Source organism: Nostoc sp. UCD121 (assembly GCF_014222285.1).
GTDB lineage: Bacteria > Cyanobacteriota > Cyanobacteriia > Cyanobacteriales > Nostocaceae > Nostoc.
Genome location: NZ_JACKZS010000156.1, coordinates 1 through 18,700, shown reverse-complemented (window position 1 = coordinate 18,700; position 18,700 = coordinate 1). Strand labels below are relative to the sequence as shown.

Genomic DNA, 18,700 nt, shown 5'->3' with positions numbered 1-18,700 from the left:
CTCTATAATCTCTAAGGGACGCATTTCCTTATTTAAGATATCTATCTTTTTTTCCAAGGGATATCTAAGGATTTTAAAGGCTCTCATGTAAGCTTTTATTGCATTTTCAAGATCACCCTGCTTTTTAGATAAACTCCCTTGAGCATAATAGGCATAAACTAGAGTTTGTAATTTTTGAAAAACAGAATTTATTATTCGGTTATTGTCTAAATCATTCATAGCACCTTGAAATGCTTCATTGTTGTCCAAATATTCTAAAGCAATCTTAACTTTTTCTTCTGCTTTCTGAAATTCTTCGAGTTCCAGATAAGCTAAAGATAGATGACTTAGTAATATCGCTTTTTCAACTTTAGGATCTTGAAATTCTTTCGCCAAACTAGCAAATATTAACACTTCATCACCTTGGAATTTGTGACTTTGATTACGAATTTTTATTACTAGTTCAGATAGTTCTCTTCTAAGATTTTCAGCATCTCGTACAGTTTCTAATTGCCTCTCGACCCAACTCTCGTTAAAAACTTCTCTATAGATAGGATTATAAACTTTTAATTTTTTCTGATTTTTAACAACTAACCCTGATAGCTGTAATTCACTAACTTCAATACTGTTATTACTATCTATTTCTCCTAATTGTCGAATTTGCTGATATAATTCCAACAAATAACTAGCTCGTTGTTCATTTGAAAGAATCCGGTCTCGGATCGTTCGTAAATGCTCTGGATTATCCTGAAATTCCCAATTTTCAATAATTCTTGCTATTACTACTTCCGCAACGGAACGAGGATTATCTTTCTCGGACTCCTCTACCATAAACTTACATAATTTCTGAGTTAAAAACGGTTGTCCGCCTGTGCAATCTAAAATTGATTCGATTACTTTTTGAGGATTTGATACCTTGCCTTCTAAGCCTTTAATAAGCGGTTGGACTTCTGACATCCGAAAACCATGTAGTTCAATTCCTTCTCCAATATTAAAAGGAGTTTGGGTTTTATCAGTAATCAAATCGCTGGGAGTTGCCACACCCAACAATGCAAACGTCAGTCGTTCAAATTTAGGATTATCAACTCGTTGATTTTGAAAAAAACGAATTAAAGCAAAAAAATCATCCGAAGAAAAATCCTGGCTCAGTACTCTGTCAATTTCATCCACAAAAATGACTATTGGCTGCTGAATTTTTTCCAGTAATACTTGTTCGATAAACAATCTCAAACACATGACGGGATCTAGTATTTCCTGTTTTTCTCGCCACCATATCTGCCAATTAAAATCAAATTTATCTTCTAATTGGCAACTTTCTACTAAGGTGTAAACAATTCCTCCATACCATTGTGATTGTGTTACATTGTGTTTGCCAATCCCTGTTAAGTCAATTGCTGCACAGATAGTCCCTTCTTGTTGTAACCTTTGCATCGTCTGTACCCGCAAGCTGGACTTACCCATCTGTCGAGAGTTCAAAACGTAACAAAATTTTCCTGACCGCAATTTTTGGTAAAACTCCTCGTCTGCTTGTCGCTGTACATAACTAGGAGCATCAATTGGGAGACTTGCACCAACCTGATAGAAGTTAGAACTACTGGCTAGCACTTTTCAAAACTCCTTATAAGACGCGGCGGAAATACTCACGGTAAAGTTGGCAACGGGGTATGACATGATTATTCTGTTTTTGTACTAGCCCCAAACTGTGCAATTTATAAATTTGGATCGGATCTAATTCTACTCCTACATTTGAGTTAACTACTCGGTTTAAACATATTCGCAGTTCTGGTACTGTTTGCAAAACACCTAACAGAGAGCGTAAGTGATTATTATAAATCCCTGCTTCTGTTGTCGCCGATTGTAGTAAATTTTTGAGAGTTACTTTTCCTGTTGCTATCTCGTACATTGCCAAGCGTAACAGGTACGGGTGTCCTCCTACCATTTTCCTCAATTGTTCTAAAACAGCATTCCCATCTGGTATTCTATGTTTTTTAACTAATTCTTTGCTTTGCTGTTGATTAAATTCCTCCAGTTCTACAGGTATCCCTGCATTAAAGGGAGATTGATGGATATCCAAAGGGATGTAAAGTTCTGTGGAATGTGCCAGTACTAAATGCAGTTGTTTCCAAACATCAAAAATTTTTCCTTTTTCATGCCAAGAACGTAACATTCCAAAAAAATCTTCTACCACTTCCCTATGAGGAAATAATCGATCTACTTCATCCAAACATAGAACTAAAGGACAATTAATTTTTACTAAAATATGCTTTCTAAAATAAGCTGTACAATTATCATTACTACCTAAAATATCCGTATTCCATGCTAATGATACTTTGTTTTCAATTTCCAGTTCATCACTAACCCTTCCACAAAACCAACGTAAGAATTTATCAAGATTTGTTAAAATTGCTTTATCTGTGCTACCTAAATCTAAATAAACTGACTGGAATTGTTTTTTCTCTGCATAGGATAAAAGTCTAGTCAACAAGGAAGTTTTACCCATTAGTTTGGGTGCTTTAATCCGAATTAAAGAACTAGGCTTCAAAAGTGCTTCATAAACAGATTCAATACCATCTTGTTCTATATAAAAAGGTGAATTTAATGGCACATATCCGTCTGGATATTCTAATTCAATAGCTGGAAAAGAGTTTATTGTTTTATTCTCAACAGGTTCTCGTTCAATATATATGTCTACACCTGCATCTAGTCCAGAGTTCTCAGCCGCTTGCAATTGTTGTTCGATTGCATCCAACTTGTCACCAAGCTCATTCAGTGTGCGTTCCTCTGCCTGAAGCTGTTGTTCGTATTGAAACTTGCGGGATACATCGGTTTCAAGAACCAACGCTGTTCGTAGATTTGCAACTTTCTGGCTTTGGAGGGTGTAAGCTTTTTCAAGTGAATCTTTTTCGGACTGCGATCGCTGGCGTTGATTTTGTGATTGGACTGAATTACTTGATGCTGCCTGCTGTCCAAGCTGAATGTTGTAGATATCGCCGCCAATTCGCCCAGCATTCACTGTGTCAGCATTAACCAACCCACCGCCAAACTGGGCATTGCGTAAGTCGTTGCTGGCTTGCTTTGGGTCTTCTGAGTCCGGCATGGGTCGGTTTGGGCAGGTTTAAGCGTTGTTGTTATAAATATTACCACCTATTTCATCTGTGTTAACTATCTCGGCATTAATTAGGCTTCCACCAATCTGAGAATTTCTGAGGTCATAAGTAGCTTTACCTGCCAAGAGTTTTACAATCTCAGTCAAATCGGTACTTTGCTTGCGGTAAATCTCTATCTGCTCATCTTTGCCTTGTAGCTGAACTTGATATTTTTCTTCTAATGCAACAAGTGCTAATCATATTCTCGTTTTAAGTACTTTTCAACTTCAGCTTTATTAGCATCCGCAGGGACATTTACCCGAATTACAAAAACACCATCATTTTTATTTTCAATTGCTTGGATAGTTAACTCTTCATCACTGCATTCAACCTGTAGTTTTTGGAGCGAAATCAGGAATGCTTGCCAATCAATACCATTACTGAAAATCAGGTCAACTGTTTCTTGAGCTTTTTGAACTAACTTGGTAAAATCTCCAAGCGTAAAGTTACCACTACTGGGTCGGCGTTCTTGCTGTTCTTGACGAAGGTAGATGTAGTCACAGATTACATCATCCAATTTTGTGGAGCTATTAATATTCCAATCTTCTAAACAACTACCAGTAAAACTTGCAGAAGTAAAATCTGTCGATAAGGCTTGAACTCTAGTGAGGTTTGCCTCATTTAAGTCAGCTTTAGTTAAGTTCGCATGGGTAAGGTTTGCATCAATAAGATTAGCACCTTTCAAATTAACTGCTAACAGATTAGCTTCACTAAGGTCATAGCCCGTTAAATCTGCTTCACTTAGATTTGCTTTACTTAGATGAAATTTAAATATAAAATTATATGAAGGAGAATAATCTGTTTTTGGAAGATGAATAGCGTCAACATTAAACTCTACTCTAGCAAATTTAGTACCATCTAGAATAGATTCAGTAAACTCACAGTATTCAATGCCAGCACCGCTTAAATCAGCATTAGTTAAATTAGCTCTAATTAGGATAGCTCCATTGATTAAAGCGCCTGTTATGTCAGCATTGCTTAAGTTAGCATCAGTCAAATCTGTATCATTAAGGTTAGCTCCACTCAAATTAGAGTCACTCAAATCAGCTTCTATCAACTTAAGTTGGCTAAGGTTGGCTCTTGCTAAGTTTGCTTTGCTAAAGTTAATATTAGTTAAGTTTTTAGGAAGTAATTTAGAACTTTTATCGATTGCAGGATAACTACCAAAATCAATTTTTAATCCCTTAAAATCTGCTTCCTTTAAAAACCAATAATGCGTAACCTTGCCACTTAAATCGGGTATGATATCGGGGTTGTTATTCCGCCACTTATTCCAAGCTTTAACTCGTTTTCTCAATATCTTTATATGCTCTTCATTCGCCATCTTGAGCTAACCCCTCTGCTTCATCTGTAGCCAACAAACTACTCCGCCTCCTGCCACCCTTCAATTGAAGCCAACAGAATATTCACTAAAGGATGATCAATTAGCTCTTTAAAAGCTTCGGTTCCCCCAGTCTTCAGCGCACCGATCACCCGTGCTTTCAATGTTGGGTTATTTTCAATTTCGTCTACAGCCCTAGCTACCACAGTCATTTTCTCTGATGTCGTTGCAGTGGGGGATGTCTGGCTCAGTTGGTTGAGAAGCTGCTGAATTTCTGCTGCGGCGGCTGCAAGATTCTGCTTTTGCTCTGAGGTGTAGTTGGTGATGTTGCCGCCGATTTGGTGCGCGTTTACGGTGTCAGCGTTTACTAGACCACCACCGAATTGAGCGCCTTGTAAGTTGAAACTAGAACTTTTATTACTTACCTTTTGTTGGTTATTTTCACCCTGAACATTATTAATATCGGCATCAACTGAACCACCAACTGAAAAGCCACCGGGATTGTTTGTCATAGTATCTGTATTTATATTAGTTTCTTGTATTTGTCGATTATTATTGCCTAGTGCTGCTTGCATCCCGCCATATACATTACTGTCGCTAACGTTTTGAAAAATTCCACTATTTTGATTCATATAAAGTCCTTCATTATGAAAATATTCTATATTAGTAGTTGGATGCTGCTTAAATTCTTCTACTACTTGTGTAATTTTTGCCAGTACTGGGTTCGTCTCTACGACTTTGTATTGCGGTAATATTTCATCTGGATCTTGCATAGATAAATTGAAAGTTTGATTGTACCGTGTGTAATACTCCTCTCTTAATTGCTCTGGATTAGCAAGCTTAGAAGTTTTTACTTTAACAATAATTTGATTTTCTCTTGTTTCTAATCCAACTACTTGTAGATGTTCATCATAGTCTTCAGACAAACTTTTAAGAACAATTACAGCAGCTTTGGGATCTATATTTCGATCATGATAAAGTTCGATAGTATCTAGAATAGATTCAATAAATTGGACAAAATCGCTATTTTTAAACTCTCCTCTTATTGGCATTTGATTACGCTTATCACCATTTTCGCTTAATTTCATAAAAATATATCTGCATTTTATATCTTGAAGTTTAGTAGTTTTAGTAACTATCCAATCTTCAATACAAGCCCCTGTTAGAGTAATACCTGTTAAGTCCGTATTTTCAATGCGCGTTTTTACAAACAAAGCTCCTGTCATATTGGCTTTTCTAAAAGAGCATTGATATATATCTGAACCACTAAAATTAGCATTTACTAAATTAAATCCAGAAAAATTAAGACCTCTTAAATCTCTATTGTTTAGGTCTATCCCTTGTCCTTGTCCTGTAACTAATAATTGACGTAATTTTATATCCTGAAGATAAGATGTTCCCAAACGAGCAAGTTCAATCTTTTTTGCATTCTCCCAGTAAGTACGAGTAAGATTAGATTTTTTAAAATTCGCACTTTTGAGCATGGCTTGATTAAAATTAGCGTCAGTCAAATTTGCATCTTGAAAATTTGTACTTTTCACAGTAGTAAAAACAATAATAAATAAACGAAACCAACTTTGTGTTTCATCCTCAAAATTATAAAATGCAATACAAGTGCTAGATATTACAACAGCTGTAGCTCCAATAATAGAGGCTAATAAAGCCTGAGTTTGAAGAATCTTTTCAGAAGGAAAAATTATATTCAAGGTTGTAATTATAGTAAAGGCTATATTGCTAGTAACAAATCCAGCACAAGCAATTACTCCGATAAGACCCTTAACTTCGGCAATAATAAAAGCAACAACTCCGGGTATAAATAAGGTAAAAACAAGACCAAAAACAATAGCTGTCATTCCCAAACCAGTGCTACCAAAAGTAATTATAGATATAAATCCATTTACTACTTCGGGCAAAGCATATTTTCTAATTATAGTTACTCCTTTGATTGTTGTTTCCGAATAAAATACAGCACTAAGAAATCCAAAGAGAGTAGAAATGATAAAATTGGATACAAAGAAAAAGCTTGTAATTACAGTGATGATTACTAAGCCTGCTGAAATACCTCTGCGAATAGTAATAATTAGAAAGATTGAAAGTGAAATAAAAGTAGCTATAAAATAACCATGTTTCCAAGAATCAGTCTTAAGTACGTCTGCCAGTAATGAAACTAATGTCCCTGAAAATAGTCCCGATATTCCTGATAATACCCATGAAATTAAAACTAATACTGTTGCCCAACGGCGTTGTAGCCCTCCTTCAGTACAACTAAAATTTGCTCCCCTCAAGTTAGCCCCAGTAAAATCTGTTCCTCGGATATCTGCATAACTAAAGTTTGCACCAGTCAAATCTTGACCTTTGAAAGAACGACCTCTGAGATTCTGGCGAGAGAAGTCTTGGGGCATAGCTAGGCTTGTAAAAGTGAGGGTTTATGTTACATACAGCTTCAGTATGGGCTTTTACGGACTGTAACACAAGATTTCTGTTGAAGTTTGTGTATTCAGCGATCGCTAATTAAACACCAGAGCTTGTAGAACAAAGTAATCCTACTCCGTTGATGGTTGAAAACTCAGTTTCGGGTGTAGAAATCAAAGCAGATAATGAGGGTAAAGGTTCCGCCGTGCCCGTCCTTAGTGCTGAAAAATGGTCGCATGAGGCGATTGTTGCAAGGTCAAATATGCGACCTGTAAGAAGGGAGAAACTAAATCGAGCGGCGAATTCAGGGGAGAATCCGGGGTTTGATTTCTTGCAAGAGTGCTGGAATGATCCGGCTTTGCAAATTGTGATCAAGAAGCTGCTGGTGAAGTTTCCGCAGTGGGGGATTGCTTGTGTTGAGAGGGTACTGGTTAATTGGGAGAAGTAGTGAGTCTGTACAACAAGCTATAAACTGAACTATTCATATTGTCATTTACGTATTTGTAATGTCTCGTCCAAAACGTAACTTGCAATCTGGATTTTGCTACCACATTACAACCCAAGTCTATTTAGGCGAATTGCTATCTACCCCAGCCGGCAGTGCCAGGCATCGGATTTCCGAAATGTTGATTATTACATGGAAAATGAGGCTGAAATAAATTTTTACAAACTATTGAAAGCTCTATAGGTTACAATTTATAAGTCGCAACGCAAGAAAAGAGTAAACCCTCCCCTTCCTTCCATCTTCTTCTCTAACCCATCTCTTATCACCCAACCACCACCAAACCAAAGTAGGTAGACTACCCCTATAATCCACTGGGTTGTCTTTTATAAGCTTCGTCCGTTTATTGTAACTCACCCACGAACCTCTTGAGTCTCCTGCTTGACTGTCTCCAATTGCTTCTTCATCATACCATCCTACTGTCTTGGCGAACCGAAGATAGTTTTCATTATCTTTGTCTGTCCAGTCTCCTGGTTTTATCCCCAACCTATTCTCAGTGTTGATCCATATTTCCTTTTGCACACGAAAGCCAAAACGGTTGTCTGTATTGAACCAAAGCTTGTCTATCTTTTGTAATCCTGGACAAGATAATCTATTAATGTTCGAATAATCTAAATAGCCTTGTTCTTCTGATTTAACAATATTAAACATGAGTTGGCTTGTTTGTCGGTCAGCCAACTCCCAATCTTTATTCTTCAAATAATATTCGAGTTCAACATATAAATGTTCGGTAAGAGATGCTTCAACTTGTTTCTTAAATTCTAATTCTGTATTATTATTTGAGAGTAGCTCAATTAAATTACGATGAACAGATTTAATAATCTCACTATCAATAATTTTGGAGTATGGTGATTGGAAAGATTTTAGTTGAGGATATTTTTGAATAATATTGAATGCGTCTTGGTAAGTTTTCTTGGCTTCATTAAGAGTATTTTCTTGGCTCCTTAACAAATTACCTTGAACACTCAAAGCAAATATCTTTGTCTGCAAGAATTCATTGTTTGGTTCTAAGTTCTCTCTTTCATTTTTATTGTACTCCCATCCTTTTAAAAAACTCATACTCTGTTTCATAGCTTCTTTTGCTGATTCCCAATCTTCAAGATATTGATAGGCTAACGATTTAGTAGCATGAAGGTACACTTGTTCAAGTTGATAGTCTTTAATTTTTATATTTGTTTTTTCTTGTATTTGAGTACTTTGCTCAGACAATTTCTTCCCTGATAACTTTTCCGACAATTCTTTTAATTGTTTGGGATAAGCAACGTATGTGTATGTTTCTTGGAGTTTCTTTTGAGCTTCTTTGACTTCTAGTGCAGCCATTGTTACTGAAATTGCTGTTCCAAATACAGTTAAAATTAAAATAATAGTCCCATTTTTAATAAGTCTTTGAGCTTTCTTGTTAGCCTCACTGAGCAATTGATTTCTTCCCTCTGCTGCCTCCCTATCCTTTCTCTCCCTTTCCAAAGCAGCAAATTGTTCTTTTGCAGCAATTTCTTGCTGAATTCCTTTCTCTTTACTGGCTGCTAAAAACTGTTTATCTTGATAACTTAAATTTTTATCTTTCGCCCATTCTTCTGCCGATTCTAATGCTTTCCCTCGCAGTAGCCGTGATTCATCAGCACCTCCAGAAGCCACCCAAAAGCGAAAGTTCTCTGAATATGGACGCAGATTATTTAATTGAGCCTTAATCCAATTTAAGTTAAATATTTCTCGGTAAATTTGGTTATAAATTCTCAACTTGCCTTCCTGCTTAACAACCAATCCCGAAAGTTGTAGCTCACTGAGCTCTAATGTTTCGTCTGCAATTACTTGCGATCGCTCCTCAGCCAAACGGACTTGTTGGTACAGTTCAAGTAAATACCCTGCCCGTTGCTCATCTCGTAAAATCCTGGCTTGAATTGTTCGCAGATGTTCAGGCTCATCCTGTGATTCCCAACTTTCGATAATTCGTGATCTGACTACTTGCCCTACTGAGCGGGGATGTTCCTGTGTTGATTCCTCAACTATGAACTGACACAGCTTTTGAGTTAGGAATGGTTGCCCCCCTGTCCACTGTAAAATCTCCTGCATTATCGCCTGGGTATTACTGAATTTGCCGCGCAAACCTTTTTCTAACGGTTCAGATTCATTCAGTTGAAAACCCTTGAGCGAGATAGCCTTACCAATATTAAACGGGGTACGTTGTTTATCCTCAATCAAATTGCTAGGTGATGCAACCCCCAACAAACAAAAAGTTAGGCGATTGTATTCAGGATTATCAACACGCTTGTTATAACAGGCGCGAATCAATGCAAAAAAGTCATCTGTGGAAAAATTCAGACTGAGTACGCTATCAATTTCATCAATAAAAATAACAATATCTTCTTGAACTTCAACAAGTAATACTTCTTCCAAAAACTTGCGAAATCTTGTGACTAGTGAATTTAACTGATTCGCCTCCCACCAATCACCAAAATCTAAATCTAATTCAAAACTGTCAATGAGTGTGTCAATTAAATCTGCATACCATTGTTCAGGAGGTACATTCTGAATACCTCCAGCAGAAAGGTCAACGGCTGCACACTGTACGCCATCATCTCTCAATCGCTGCATGGTTCGCACACGCAAGCTAGATTTTCCACTCTGCCTGGAATTCAGTACGTAACAAAACTTTCCCTCCTTCAGCCCTTCATATAACTGTGCATCAGCTTCTCGTATGACATAGGTGCTGGCATTTTCAGGTAGACTTCCAGAGAATATGTATTGGTCAACCACGATTTACCTACTCCAAACGAGTTGAGAAATACTGACGATACAAATCACAACCAGGAACGCAATCATTACTAACAAGTTTTATTAATCCCAAGCTATGCAACTTAAATGCAACTTCAGTATCTAGCCTGACAGGTGCATTCGTCATTACTACTTTTTTATACCCTATCTCAAGCTGGGGATTATGTTGTAAATGCCACAGTTGTTGTCGCAAGTGGTCACTGAAGATTCCTTGCTCTGTCGGTGCAAGTCTTAACAATTCTTCTAAGGTCATTTGCTGGCTTTTGAGATGGGCGATCGCAGATTGTACCAAGTAAGGATGTCCCCCTAGCAACTCCATCAACCCGCTTAAGTCCTGTTCTCCCAGGCTTAACTCACTCTGCTTGGCGAGGTTTGTTACTTGTTGCAGATTAAATTCGGGTAAGTCAATCGCCAATCCCACATTAAACGGGGAATGATTACTGTCTAAGGAAGGGTAAGATTCGGTTGAATGAACTACAACTAACCGCAGTTTTTTCCAAATATTACCAATCTTGTCTCCCTGTTTCGCTGCCTCATACCATCCCCGCAGTAACAAGCAGAATTGAGGGAAAATTTCTGGATATTCAAACAGTCTCTCAAAGTTATCTATGGCTAAAACTAAGGGAGTATCAGTAACCGATAATAAATATTTTTGAAAATAACGGGTACAGTTTTTATTCAGCCCAAAAACCTCTTGCCAATGTTTTTCTAGTTGGGGTTCTAGCTCCAGACTGTCAGCAATATCAACACATAACCATTGTAGAAACGTTTTTAAGTTAGTCAGAACATCAATATCAGCCAATTGTAAATCCAATTTCGCGGTTTGATAACCCTGGTGTCTTGCATAGTCTAGGGTTTTCTCCAGCAGTAATGTTTTACCCATTCTCTGCGGGGCTTTGAGACGAATCAATGCCCCTGGTTGCACAATTGCTTTATAGCATTTGTCCTCAATTGGTGGCCGTTCAATATATATGTCTGTGTCTTGCTCTAGCCGTGATTTTTCTATAGCTTGCAACTGTTGTTCAATTGCATCTAACTTGTCACCAAGTTCCTTCAAGGTGCGTTCTTCTGACTGAAGCTGGTTTTCATATTGGAACTTGCGGGATACATCGGTTTCAATAACCAACGCTGTTCGTAGATTTGCAACTTTTTGGCTTTGAAGGGTGTAGGCTTTTTCGAGTGAATTTCTTTCGGAGAGCGATCGCTGGCGTTGATTCTGTGATTGGACTGAATTACCTGATGCCGCCATCTGCTGCCCAAGGTGAATATTGTAGATGTTGCCACCAATTCGGCTAGCATTCACAGAATCAGCATTAATCAACCCACCGCCAGACTGGGAATTGGGTAAGTCGTTGTTGACTTGCTTTGGGTCTTTTGAATTGGGCATAAATCGTTTCTGACAACTTAAATAAATGTTACTATTTGTTGTGTATCAATAGTATTAGCAATGTATAACGTTACATGCAAATTGTGAGTTAGGTTAGTAGCAGATCGAGAGATGCTAAAACCCTATCTAGTTCATTAGCTGCTAAAAGCCTATCTATTTCGCTATATTCATTTTTATTTTTAAGATTAAATTTTATAAGGTCAGACAGCTCTTGAAGTTGAAGAACTGCTTCTGACCCTTCTAACCTCATTAATTCCCGATCATCCTGCATTTCTGTCCAAGTTATCCCATAATTAGATACTAGAAAACGAATGAGATGATTATCGCTCAGGCTAACCATAAAAGAGGCCGCATTTACATCATCACTAGGGACATAACAAGAAGCAGCATAACCCTGGCGTTCTAAGATAATAGCTAGAGCTTGAAGATTCAATATAATATCTTGAATAAATTGACGATATTGCTTTACTGAACCGAAAATATCTATTTCATGTTCTACAGGCTTTACGACATTTTTAAATTCACTTGATTTTTGGTCGTTACTTAAATTTTTATAAGGTTCAACATTTTCGTTTATATCATCACTTTTACTTAACTGAATATCTTCAACATTAATACCTAGAATTTCAGTTAATTCCCCAGATTTAAATAAAGCAACAAGTCTTTCAATATCTTCAGGAGAACCTCCTAGTTTAATTACAATACTTCCTTCTTCAATATCAAGAATCGTTAGAGAAACGTCTCCTAAAATTTTCCCTAGATGTGCAACAATCGCTTCAATTTCTATTTTTTTGTCTTTAAACTGCGCCTTATTATCAGATGTCAGCTTCGCACTAAGTACAACTCTTGCTTGATAATATTTATTTGAGCATTTTTCTGTAGCTATCGAGTATAAAGACTGTGTTTCAACTGCATCTAATTTATCACCAAGCTCTTTTAATGTGCATTCCTCTTCCCGAAGCTGGTGTTCATATTGAAACTTGCGGGATGCATCAGTCTCAATTACCAACGCTGTTCGTATTTTTGCAACTTTCTGGCTTTGAAGCGTATAAGCTTTTTCAAGCAAATCTCTTTGATGCTGCGATCGCTCTGTTTGACTCTGTGATTGGACTGAATTACCTGATGCTGTCGTCTGCTGCCCAAGGTGAATATTGTAGATGTCGCCGCCAATTTGCCTAGTGTTCACTGTATCAGCGTTGATTAACCCGCCGCCAAACTGGGTATTGCGTAAGTCACTACTGGAGACTTGGTTTGGGTCTTCTGAATCGGGCATGGGTCGGTTTGGGCAGATTTAAGCGTCATTGTTGTGAATATTACCACCTATTTCATCTGTGTTAACTATCTCGGCATTCAACTCATCAATTGTCTATTTTATTCTTACTCATCTAAACGCTGTGCGATCGCCTTTGATAACTCATCAAAATCTGACTCACTGTGAATGTCTGGAGTTAGCGTATTCATGTCTTTGAGCAGGTTGGTGAGTTCAGCAATGGTATGACGAATTTGGGTGTATAAATCTATTTCTTCTCTAAAGCCCTGTAAATTAGCGGCGGAAACACCTTTCATCGCTTCGTCTAATTCTTTAATTTGCTCTTCCCAATATTTAATATATTTAATTCTTTCAATCGGTTTATAAATTTGGACATCTGGTAACATAATTGGAAAAATTCGGTCATAAAAATCGCCATTCTTAGCAATTTGCACCAATTCAAACATACAGTTTGGCGATTTTAAATACTTATCACTAATCACAGCAATGACACATTTCCCGCGTCCAATCTTTTCCATGAAAGCTTTGATTAGTCCTTTGTAACCTAAGTCTCGTTTATCTCGAATGATAGCAATACCTTTGGATTGTAAAACTGTGTCTAAGCATTCAACATAGGTTTCACTATCTCCGCCCCAAGCATAGGAGATGAAGATTTCTTTCTCATTTTTGAGTTTTTCTCTCTCTTGTTCTAGCTGATTCTGTAACTGTTCTTGTTTATCTACCTGTTTGCTATGAGGAAAATCAGTAGCTTGCAACTGTTGTTCAATTGCATCCAACTTGTCAACAAGTTCCTTCAGTGTGCGTTCCTCTGACTGAAGCTGTTGTTCGTATTGAAACTTGCGCGATACATCGGTTTCAATAACCAATGCTGTTCGTAGATTTGCAACTTTCTGGCTTTGAAGGGTGTAGGCTTTTTCGAGTGAGTCTTTTTCCTGTTGCGATCGCTTTTTTTTATTCGGTGAAGATTGAAGTTGATCTTGCAAAATTTTTTGGACTACCTTAATAAATTCTTTATCATCAAAATTTCTTTTACTAAAGTAATCGGCTACATCATCTTTTTTGAGCAAATCACGAGTGTCCCTAGAACCTAAAACTGGTGTTCCACTTACTACAATAGTTGGAATCTTTTTCTTATGAGCAAGTTTAACAAGGTGTATCCCCAGCTTGTCTTTATCAGAATGACGTGAATCTCTTAGTCCGATATCAGTGACCAGCAAATGCCAATCATTGTCTTGAAGCTTTTTCTGAGAATCTGTAAAAGTTGTAATAGCCTCAGTCTTGTATTCTTGGTTACTAGTTTTGCCACTAGTATTGTTACATGCATCCTTTATGTAGCCTTGAAGAAGGTCTTGCCAATCCGGATCATCCTCAACTAAAAGTATTTTCAATATTTCCACATTACCTCCTTTTGATAACCATTTATAAGAATTTGATACTTCTTTTATAAATTAGCTTCTGGCATCTGATAAAGTGGTAATAGCAAAGTAAATTGTGCTCCTTCTTCTGGTCTACTTTCTACATCTAAATGCCCATAAAGCAATTCTAAAACATTGTATTTTGTCCACCACAATCCGAAACCCATACCTCCGGTTGCCTGTTTTGTGGTAAAACCCCATTCAAAAATTATTTCTAAGTTTTCGGCTGGGATACCTATACCTGTGTCACGGATTTTTACTTGAACCCAATTCCCTACATCTCTTTGTACAAGCTCAACAGTAATAAATAAGCTACCTTTTTGGGACATAGCTTCTACAGCATTTTGAATAAGATTATCAAAAATATAAACAAATTGTTCTTCAATCCCAAATACTAGGGGCAATTCCACGGGTAAACTAGGCTGTACAGTAATATTCGGATAATCCTCCCTTTTCTTCTCTAATATACTATCCAATATAGGAAGCAAATTTACAGACTGGGGCTTCTTGTGAGCCAAGCTTTGAATGACATTTGTTGCTGTCATAATTTCCTCTGCTTTGAAGAAAATTCTTTCCGCTTCATTCTTGCTAAATTCATCACCCTGATCAAGAATCTTCTTTGCCCGCATACGGATTGCACCAACGTCATTATTTATCCGATGTACTAATTGGCTAGCTATGTTTCCTACTGCCGAGGTAGTTTTCATGCTCGAAAGTTGCTCTTGACTTTTCCAGCCTTGTATACCAATAACCGCTTGGTTTGCCAAATCCTCCAGTATCTTTTGATGTCTTTCGTTAAAAACTGCGATACGTTGGCTTTCCACGTTTAGTACCCCAAGTATGCGGTCTTCTTTGTCCAGAAGTGGCACACACAACTCGGAACGTATATTGTCAAAACCTGAGAAATATCGTTCATCGCTTTGAACATTTTTCACTAAAGCTGACTTACGATTTTCTGTCACCCAACCAATGATCCCCTGATTTATACTGAGACGGCTTTCTGATGGATCAATTCTTATATTATTTGGATCATATACACATTTTGTTAATAACTCCTGCTTACTCGAATCAAATAAATAGATACCTACAACATCAGCCCCAGTAATTTTTAACGCTTCTTTAGTAATGAATAGCAGTAGTTTTTCCTGGTCTGTAGTAGTTATTATCTTGCGATTTATTGTTTCACGAGATGTCAACCATTTATGATTTTGAATAGTGATTGCTGCTGAATCAGCAAGAGTTTCAATTATCTTTTTCTCATCTTCATCAAAATTATGAGGTCGCCGATAATTTATGAACATCACGCCAACTATATTGTGATTATCTACTTTTAGTAAAATGCCAGCAGTGGACTTGATTATTTCCCGGCTACTAAAGGATGAATTTTCAAATATTGTGTCTTTTAGGCATGAAGCATAGACATTTTTTCCACCGTTAATAAGTAGAAATGGTACATTATGTTCACCAATAATCTCGTCGCGTATCATCTGTCCTTGCTTGAGACGCCCTGCTGTATTAGGGGAAGTTATAAATCTATTCTCAATCTGGACATATTCGTAGATATTAACGACATCTACCCCTAGCATATTCAAGGTATTCCAGGCAATACGACGCAGAACATTACTATCTGGTATGTTGCTAAGTGATTGAGTGATTGAATGGAGGGTTTGCCAACGTATCTTATCCCGCATTTGTTGAATTCTGGCAGAGTCAGAAATAGCATCAACCGCGCAACGCTGCACTAATTTGTTTACCGAATTTAAGAGAGGTTCCACAAATTCATGCTGATCTTGGAAAAGGACATACAGGACTCCTTCCTTACCATCAACCAATAATGGAAAAGCTACCATCGCTCGAATTCCTGCTTCAAAGGCTTTTGGGTTAGACTCTGCTATTGTCGAGTTTTCGTGATCATTAGGCTGATTTGAAATAAACTTATAATTCTTTTCTTCAATTGCTCGCCTCCCCAGTCCATCATTACGAGGTGGACAAGCTTTGAGAAATTGCTTACCGACTCCGCCAGAAAAGACATTGTAAATGTAGCTACCCGGTTGTGGATCTTTCTCATATAGAAAATGGAGGGTGGCTGCATCAGCATTGAGATTTTTCCTAGCTATCTCAGCAATAGTTTCTAGAACACGAGGAAGCTGTACTCCCCAAATACGAAGAGACCATTTAGCAATGCATTTAAGCAATTCTTTTAATTCTTCCTGCTCTATTAATCTATCAGAAAAACAATATCCTGCTTCTAATGTACCAATTACTATAAACTCTGGTTTACGTCCTTCAGGTAATGTACCAATTACTATAAACTCTGGTTTACGTCCTTCAAATTCCCAATCTTCTGCTAGACGCATTTGGTAAATTTTATGCTGCCCTTGCCTTTCCCCATTTGCTTCTGGTTGAAAGTCTACAGTTTCCAAGCAACAATGTCCAAACCAATCTTCAATTAACCTGCCATCGTCATCTTCAACTACTAGAATAGGCGTAAAAACACGAATAATATTTTCATGAGCATACTCTTTATAAATCCAGCTATCAAAGCGTTTATCCCATCCAGAAATAATTTCAGTTCGACCAGTTGCGATTATATCTGCTTGAATATCCCGTAGTTCTGGGTCTTTTTCCAGGTAATGTCTTGGGAAACTAGACCATTGTTTGCCAATGCCAATTCCATGTACTGACTCAATAGTGTTTTGTTCTTTGGAAATTAAAGATATATTAGCAAAATCAAAACCCAAATTTTTAATCTCTTGACAAAATTCTTCAAGAATATTTTCCATGTTAAACAGTTTTTCTCTAGCTTCTCCTACCTGTTCTAAAGCATCTAAAAATTGCTGCTGAAGGTTTTCTAAATTGATTTGCTTGGGTTGATTAAGCATAAATTATCTCCTTATTTATCACCTTTTTCTGCACCTTTTTGATAAATGTGCAATTATCTTAATCTGTCATTGATGGTGTAGTGTCTATATAAAGCTACAAATGTACAGAATGGAATTCCAGACTGACCATAGCAGTCTCAGTAGATTTACGATAGAGTTTGCTTAAGCAAATTTAAGCTTCTTCACAAAATACTCGTTTTTTGGCCTATTGAGTCTTGAATTAAACGCTTAAAGCCAATTTATCGTTTGAATTGACTTGTTGATTAGTCACTGTTTCTTCCCTGTCGCACCCTCGTTATGGCGATTCGGGAACCATTGAAGCAGACGCACCAAATCGCTGGCAGCAGATTGTCACCTTTGCTGATGGCGAGAGGTTATTGATCAACAATACTGATTTAGATGCCCCCAGTGTCCCACTTCCCAGAGAAAGATCATATCCCGCAGAATACACAGAAGCGATCGCTGCTATTGAAGAACGCCATAAACAGGAACTAGAGCGACTTTCCCAGGAATTGAGGATTGGTTTGCAAACAGAGGCCACAGCCAAAGCCGAAGAACAAGTGCAAGAGCAAATCCAATCTCTGCAACAACTATTCAAGCAACAGAAAGAAGAAAATATCCAGTTACAGCAACGGCTGGATGAAATGGAAGGGTTGAGAAAGCTGGAGATTGAAAATCAACAACTCCAGCAGCGCATTCAGGAATTAGAAAACGCGGTTCAACAGCGCCCTTCTCAACAGTGGGGAAATACCATGACCCAGCAAGCGACCAAAGCTTTGAACAAGCAGGTAAAACTTGCACTGGAGAAAACTATTGATTTGCGATCGCTGGCGCAGGAACCACCCAAAGAGAATGCCCAAGAATGTCTGCGGCTCATGGGCATGGCATTGAAAAACCTCGCCAGTGCCATGAACAACACCCAAGCGCTCGAAGCTGCGGCGATAATTCTGGGGAGTGAGCCGACACCATCTGCGATCGCATATCGAGCTGAACAACTGGAAATGCTACCCCAGGCGATTAGTGATATCCGGCGGGTGCTGTCAAAACCTGGGTGTAGCTGGCAGGAGTTTTGGGATATTGCCCAAGAGTACGAGGTAATCAAACAGGACTATTGGGGGGAATTGACCAGTGAGGAGACTGATTTAATTACTGCTCTACAGAACGCATTCTCTCAACCGGACATCATTGGCGTTGGTTCTATTGTTGCCCACGCTGACCCATATCGCACTTTGTATGTGGAAAGGGGCGAAGTTGTAGAGGACTTGGGAGAAGAGTTGGTAGTGGCTTGGGATTGCTGGAAAGAGCGTTCAAAGAAGACTGAGAGGTACTTTCGAGATGAATTGCGGTTTTGGCAAGGTAAGAACCAGTAGATAAAAATTCGCTTTGAGAATAGCTAAAAAACTTAGACGCGGCATGACTTAAAAAGCCGCCCAATTTGTAATGAGAAAAATCGGAGGAGAATATGACTACAGCACTACAAATAATTGATGGTGGCAACAAACGTGACAGGCGCTCATCTGAGAAAGCCACTACTCGACTAGGCTGTTGACTTTGTGCATTTTTCGGGAATTTTCGGGAAAATTATTCGTGTTATTTTTGTTTGACTTAAAGTGC

Annotated in this window: 12 protein-coding genes and 2 pseudogenes; 3 read left to right on the top strand and 11 right to left on the bottom strand. The window is 37.9% G+C overall.

What is annotated here, in order from left to right:
• From GNF10_RS25960 to GNF10_RS25940, 5 genes are all read right to left on the bottom strand, one after another.
• Positions 1-1,584, bottom strand: a 1,584-nt coding sequence (locus GNF10_RS25960; RefSeq protein WP_185607267.1) for an AAA-like domain-containing protein, incomplete at its 3' end; no start/stop codon positions are given.
• 13 nt (positions 1,585-1,597) lie between these two features.
• On the bottom strand, positions 1,598-3,076 hold the full coding sequence (locus tag GNF10_RS25955; protein WP_260446333.1) for an AAA-like domain-containing protein: 1,479 nt from the start codon (positions 3,074-3,076) through the stop codon (positions 1,598-1,600).
• 18 nt (positions 3,077-3,094) lie between these two features.
• Positions 3,095-3,232 carry a hypothetical protein gene (locus tag GNF10_RS25950; RefSeq protein WP_185587898.1) on the bottom strand — a complete coding sequence of 46 codons (138 nt, stop codon included), beginning with the start codon at positions 3,230-3,232 and terminating at the stop codon, positions 3,095-3,097.
• 86 nt (positions 3,233-3,318) lie between these two features.
• A complete protein-coding gene (locus GNF10_RS25945) occupies positions 3,319-4,449 on the bottom strand; it encodes a pentapeptide repeat-containing protein (RefSeq protein ID WP_185587900.1) in 1,131 nt (376 codons plus the stop codon).
• A 38-nt stretch (positions 4,450-4,487) separates the two neighbouring features.
• Positions 4,488-6,848: a pentapeptide repeat-containing protein gene (locus GNF10_RS25940; protein WP_185607266.1), complete on the bottom strand. Its 2,361-nt coding sequence runs from the start codon at positions 6,846-6,848 to the stop codon at positions 4,488-4,490.
• Between the two features lie 152 nt (positions 6,849-7,000).
• Between GNF10_RS25940 and GNF10_RS38900 the strand changes: the two genes are divergently transcribed.
• Positions 7,001-7,306, top strand: a complete 306-nt coding sequence (locus GNF10_RS38900) for a hypothetical protein (RefSeq protein WP_260446144.1) — start codon at positions 7,001-7,003, stop codon at positions 7,304-7,306.
• Positions 7,307-7,364: 58 nt separating this feature from the next.
• Positions 7,365-7,517 carry a hypothetical protein gene (locus GNF10_RS25930; protein WP_185587200.1) on the top strand — a complete coding sequence of 51 codons (153 nt, stop codon included), beginning with the start codon at positions 7,365-7,367 and terminating at the stop codon, positions 7,515-7,517.
• Between the two features lie 23 nt (positions 7,518-7,540).
• On the opposite strand, the gene GNF10_RS39335 is transcribed toward GNF10_RS25930, so the two are convergent.
• From GNF10_RS39335 to GNF10_RS25905, 6 genes and pseudogenes are all read right to left on the bottom strand, one after another.
• A complete protein-coding gene (locus GNF10_RS39335; RefSeq protein ID WP_221643687.1) occupies positions 7,541-10,114 on the bottom strand; it encodes an AAA-like domain-containing protein in 2,574 nt (857 codons plus the stop codon).
• A gap of 7 nt (positions 10,115-10,121) precedes the next feature.
• On the bottom strand, positions 10,122-11,519 hold the full coding sequence (locus GNF10_RS25920) for an AAA-like domain-containing protein (protein ID WP_260446143.1): 1,398 nt from the start codon (positions 11,517-11,519) through the stop codon (positions 10,122-10,124).
• 88 nt (positions 11,520-11,607) lie between these two features.
• On the bottom strand, positions 11,608-12,000 hold the full coding sequence (locus GNF10_RS38885; protein WP_311774214.1) for a DUF1815 family protein: 393 nt from the start codon (positions 11,998-12,000) through the stop codon (positions 11,608-11,610).
• A 126-nt stretch (positions 12,001-12,126) separates the two neighbouring features.
• Positions 12,127-12,792 (bottom strand): annotated as a pseudogene (locus GNF10_RS39510) (hypothetical protein); the annotation flags it as partial.
• Positions 12,793-12,896: 104 nt separating this feature from the next.
• On the bottom strand, positions 12,897-14,186 hold the full coding sequence (locus GNF10_RS38880; protein ID WP_311774213.1) for a TIR domain-containing protein: 1,290 nt from the start codon (positions 14,184-14,186) through the stop codon (positions 12,897-12,899).
• A gap of 44 nt (positions 14,187-14,230) precedes the next feature.
• Positions 14,231-17,086 carry a GAF domain-containing protein gene (locus tag GNF10_RS25905; RefSeq protein WP_185592770.1) on the bottom strand — a complete coding sequence of 952 codons (2,856 nt, stop codon included), beginning with the start codon at positions 17,084-17,086 and terminating at the stop codon, positions 14,231-14,233.
• Between the two features lie 248 nt (positions 17,087-17,334).
• Here GNF10_RS25905 and GNF10_RS25900 point away from each other — a divergent pair.
• Positions 17,335-18,456, top strand: a pseudogene (locus tag GNF10_RS25900) (hypothetical protein); the annotation flags it as partial.
• Between the last annotated feature and the right edge of the window lie 244 nt (positions 18,457-18,700).